Consider the following 4,738-nt stretch of genomic DNA (forward strand, 5'->3'; position numbering starts at 1 on the left):
GATGAAGAGCGGCACGCGGCTGACGAGCGTGCTGCCGGGAAGGGGACTCCCTCCCTGCTGGGAAAGATAGATCCCTCCCCAGATGAAGAAGAAGGCGAGCGCGACGGCGACCAGTAGCTTCGTCTCGCGGCGGTGCCGCAACGAGGCGCCCGGGGCGGCCATCAGCGCAGGTCCGCGTCGTGGACCTTGACCGTCTTCGACTTCTTCCACTCGGTCGTCGAGTCGACGGGGGCGAGCGCGAAGAAGTGGCCGGCATCGTACGACGCGCGCATCTTGACGTACAGGTGCTTGTGCGGCCAGCCGCGGCGCACGCGGAAGGCGGGGAGCCGGCTCCGCGAGACGAGGAGACGGGCGGCCGCGCTGAAATCGGAGGTCGCGACCGTCGCGGCGGGCTTGCGGTCCCAGAAGTCGCGGACGACGTACTCGCGCTTGACCGGATTGTACGCGGCGGTCACGCGAAAGTGGTGCGCGTCGAGGTCCTGGTCGAACCAGTAGCGGTTGCGTTCCGCGAGGCGGACGTCGTAGTCGATCGAGGTCTCGAGGCCGGACTCGATCCGCCGGGCGAGATCGGGGTCGATCGCGCCGTTCAAGACGAAGGTGAGGGAGAGGTCGCTGCCGCTCACCTCCACGGTGAGGGGGGAGATGTGCGGCGTTTCTGCGCGCGCGGTCGCGGAAAACGCCAGGAGCGCGGCCGCCGCGGCGACGAAACCCGTTCGAATCCGGTTCACCGGACGGATCTTACAGCGCCGGATGCGCCGATCGCCGATCGAGGCGGAACGCCGCCGTCCGGAGACGTGCGGGTCAGCCGGCGAAGGAGGGCTCGGCCCGGAACGCGGCCGCGGAAGCGGGGTGCAGCGCTTCTCCGGCGAGCTCGCGGACGAGCTCCGCATGGAGGGCGTGGCCCGCCCGGCGCGCATGGACCTTCCCTTCGACGGGCCGGCCGAGGAGCGCGAGGTCGCCGAGGAGGTCGAGGATCTTGTGCCGCACGAACTCGTCGGCGAAGCGGAGCGGTCCCGAGACGACGTTCTGCTCGTCGAGGACGATCGCGTTCTGGAGCGAGCCGCCGCGGACGAGGCCGCGTTCGCGGAGGTAGTGGATCTCGTGCGTGAACCCGAACGTGCGCGCCGGCGCGATGCGCGACGCGTACGCCTCGGGCTCGACGTGGAGCGTCATCGACTGGTGGCCGATGGCGCGGTGCGGGAAATCGATCTCGTACGTGATCGTCAGCCCCCGGCCCGGCCGGACCGTGATCGATTTGTCGCCGCGCCGGATCTCGCGCCGCCGCTCGATCGCGAGGACCCGGGCCGGCCGGCGCTGCCGCTCGATGCCCGCCGCCTGGAAGAGGCGCACGAACGGGAGAGCGGAGCCGTCGAGGATCGGGAGCTCGTCGCCGCGGACCTCGATTTCGAGGTTGTCGATGCCGAGCCCGAAGGCGGCCGAGAGCGCGTGCTCGACGGTGCCGATCTGCACGTCGCCGACGCCGAGCGTCGTCGCGTGGTCGAAGCCGAGCGCGCTTCCCGGGAGCGCCGGCAGCGCGACCGACGGATGGTCGTCGCGGTGGAAGACGATCCCGTGGTCTTCCGGCGCGGGACGGAACGTCGTGCGGACCCGGTGACCCGTGTGGAGACCGATCCCCTCGATCGAAACCGGCGTTCGGAGCGTGGTCTGAACTCGCATCGGTGGCAGGTGTATCGCACCCGACGTGCCAGGACACATCGCCCTCGAGCCACGGCTATTCTATTGAAAAAACGACTGTTGACTCTGGATATTTCCGCGCGCGATTCTCGCCGAGTGGCGGTTCGGTCACACGACCGTTGCGGAAACGCCACGGTGGCGTCCGCAGCTTGCCGGACCGTCCGAGCGATCGGATCAGGGACGCGATTCCGAGCTGCAACCAGTCCGGCTCGACGGAGCTCGCGGCGGCGAGAACGACCGACGCGCCGCCGCGTCTCGTGATCGTCCGGCGGCTCTGGCCGGACTCGCCGCCCGCGCTCGCCGCCGCCCTCGCGCCCGTCGCTTCGTACTTCGGCAGGCGCCTCGATGTTACGATCGCCGCTCGATGCTTGATCCCGCGGTGGAGCAGCGGTACCGGGAAGCGCTTTTTTCCCTCCTCGAGAAGAGCAAGACGACGCGGTCCGCCCTGTACTTGATGGAACCCACGGGGGAATTCCGTCTGGTGACGCATTACGGCTTCTCCCCGCGCGACCTTCCCGTCGCGCAGTTCGGGAAGGACCACCCCCTCCTCGAGTGGGTGAACCGGTTCCGGCGGCCGTTCTACTTCAACTCGCCGGCCGAGGCTCAATCCCTCCGGCGCGAGATGGAGACTTCGCACACCGCGCGGCTCCTCGCCGCACCCCTCTACGACGACGGCCGACTGATCGGGATCATCGAGGGCCGGGACAAGGCGGGCGGTGACCTGTATTACCCGGAAGATACCCGCGCCATCGCCGCGGTGGTCGCGGAGATCCTCAAGATCCGCCGCCAGACGCTCGGCAGCCCCGAGCCGGGCCCCGAGCCGGGTGAGATGCCGGGCTTCTTCGACGCGCCCGCGCCGGACACGACGTTCTCGGCGGTCCCGGAACCCGTTCCGGCCGAGCTTCCTCGGCCGAAGATCCGCCGCGTCACGAACCCTCCCTCCCGGCCGCCGCTCACGCAGCGGGAGGCGCTCCTCTTTCGCGGCTTCGCCTCGACGCTCCTCCTCGCGCCCGACATCGCAGGCGTCGTCTTCTCGCTCTGGACGGAGGGCACGGCGGAGTTCTACATCGGATCCCGCCGGCCGGTCGGCGGCGACGCCCAGGAGAGCATCGTCGCGAGCGCGCAGGAGGTCTTCGCGCGCCTCTTTCCCGGGCGCGTCGCGCCCTCCGAGAACCGGTTCAGCGTCGATTTTCCGCACGGGAAAGGCGGGACCGACCTCGCGCGCGACGAAATCCGCGCCCTCCAGACGTCTGCGCTCGTCTCGGAGGAGGGACGCGCGATCCTGTTCTCGCTGATTTTCGCGGCGGAGCCCGATCCCGCGCGCGCGGCGGCCGTCCGGGAGGTCCACCTGCTCGTCCGCCGGTCGGTGTCCGAGACGCGGGAAGCGGCCCGGTACCGCGACGCCTATCGCGGCCTGATCCGGCGTCTTCTCGAGCCCGGCCTGAAGAAGTATTCCGCGCTCGTGTCGCACAGCCTCTCCGTCGCCCGCGTGGCGCGGAGGTTCGCGGGATTTCTCCATCTGCCGGAGGCGACGGTCGAGCAGATCACGGTCGCCGCGATGCTCCACGACGTCGGCCTGCGGGAGCTCTCGTACGACCGGCTCTCCGAGAAGCGCCCGCTCACCGAGGCGGAGTACCGGCTCGCGCGCGACCACCCCTCCGTCGGCGCGATGCTGATCGCCGACGTCGAGTTCCCCTATCCCGTCATTCCGCTCGTGCTCCACCATCACGAGCGCTACGACGGCAGCGGCTACCCCGAGCAGCTCCGAGGCGAGCAGATCCCGTTCGGGGCGCGCCTCATCCACATCGTGGAGGCGTTCGACGCGATGACGGCGCCCTCGTCCTACCGCCCGACGATCAGCCGCGACGAGGCTGTCGAGACCATCGAGTCGAAGGGAGGCACGCAGTTCGACCCGAATCTCGCGGCGAAGTTCAGGGACTTCGTGGCCGCGGGAGGCCTGGACAAGTCTTAATGGCGGGCGCGGCGATACATCGAGCGCATCCAGTGGACGCCGCGTCAGCGGCGGATGCGTGGGATCGCCGAGCACGCCGGTACGAAGGCCATACGGGCGCGAGCCGCCCGCGAGGCCCTGCGACCTACGCCCCGGTAGGCCTCGGGACCTCGCGGCCGGCCCGCATCCCGTCTCGCTCGCGTCTCGCCGCGCCTCGTCGTCGCGGCTGACGTTCCGGAAGAGCGCTCGATGCGACCGGCGGCATCAAAAGGCGACCCGTCCCGGCGCGTGATCGCGACGAATCGGAAGGCGTACCACGACTACTTCATCGAGGACCGGATGGAGGTCGGTCTCGCGCTGTCCGGGAGCGAGGTCAAGTCGCTGCGCGAGGGCAGAGCGAACCTGAAGGACTCGTTCGTGCAGTTTCGAAACGGGGAGGCCTTCCTCGTCAACGCCCACGTGTCGCCGTACGGCCCGGCGTCGTGGACCGGGCACGCGCCCGAGCGGGACCGCAAGATCCTCGCGCACCGGCGGGAGCTCGACCGCTGGGCCGCCGACGTCGCGCGCAGCGGCGTCACCTGCATTCCGCTGCAGCTCTACTTCAAGAACGCGAAGGTCAAGGCGGAGATCGCGCTCGTGAAGGGAAAGAAGCTCCACGACAAGCGGGACACGATCCGGGAGAAGGATCTCAAACGCGAAGCGGATCGAGATATGCGAGAACGCCGGCGGTCGTAGCGGATGCTACTGGCCGGCGCGGACCATACGCGCTGCTATACGGGTCCGTCGGGCCGGCCGCCGGCACGACGTACGTTCTCCGTACGCCTTAGCCGCCGGCCGGCCCGCCGAAACCCGTCTTTCAGCACGTCTGGCCGCGCCTGGACGTTCTCGCGATTGAGCCGCCCGTCGGGCGATCACGAGGAGCCGCTTCGTCATTGTGCGCGGCGTTGAGGCGCGGCGAGACGCGAGCCCGACGGGATGCGGGGCCGTCGCGGGGCGGGATCTGGCTCGGGGGACGGGAGCGCGTGACGGCGGCAGGTCCTTCCCGCCCTTCGCCAAGGCTTCGGAGGGCTTCGGCGGATCGAAGTCTCAGAC

The 4,738-nt window shown here is 69.8% G+C and carries 4 protein-coding genes; 2 read left to right on the forward strand and 2 right to left on the reverse strand.

Features of this window, described 5'->3' with window-relative positions:
- Nucleotides 1-161: 161 nt before the first annotated feature.
- Nucleotides 162-728, reverse strand: coding sequence for a DUF4390 domain-containing protein (locus VKH46_07010; protein HKB70580.1), 567 nt, complete (start codon nucleotides 726-728; stop codon nucleotides 162-164).
- A gap of 73 nt (nucleotides 729-801) precedes the next feature.
- Nucleotides 802-1,677, reverse strand: coding sequence for a UDP-3-O-acyl-N-acetylglucosamine deacetylase (gene lpxC, locus VKH46_07015; protein HKB70581.1), 876 nt, complete (start codon nucleotides 1,675-1,677; stop codon nucleotides 802-804).
- 382 nt (nucleotides 1,678-2,059) lie between these two features.
- On the opposite strand from lpxC, the gene VKH46_07020 reads away from it, so the two are divergent.
- On the forward strand, nucleotides 2,060-3,667 hold the full coding sequence (locus tag VKH46_07020; GenBank protein ID HKB70582.1) for an HD domain-containing phosphohydrolase: 1,608 nt from the start codon (nucleotides 2,060-2,062) through the stop codon (nucleotides 3,665-3,667).
- Nucleotides 3,668-3,895: 228 nt separating this feature from the next.
- Nucleotides 3,896-4,381, forward strand: coding sequence for an SsrA-binding protein SmpB (smpB, locus tag VKH46_07025; protein HKB70583.1), 486 nt, complete (start codon nucleotides 3,896-3,898; stop codon nucleotides 4,379-4,381).
- Nucleotides 4,382-4,738 lie beyond the last annotated feature (357 nt).

The organism is Thermoanaerobaculia bacterium (genome assembly GCA_035260525.1).
In the GTDB taxonomy this organism is placed as follows: Bacteria; Acidobacteriota; Thermoanaerobaculia; order UBA5066; family DATFVB01; genus DATFVB01.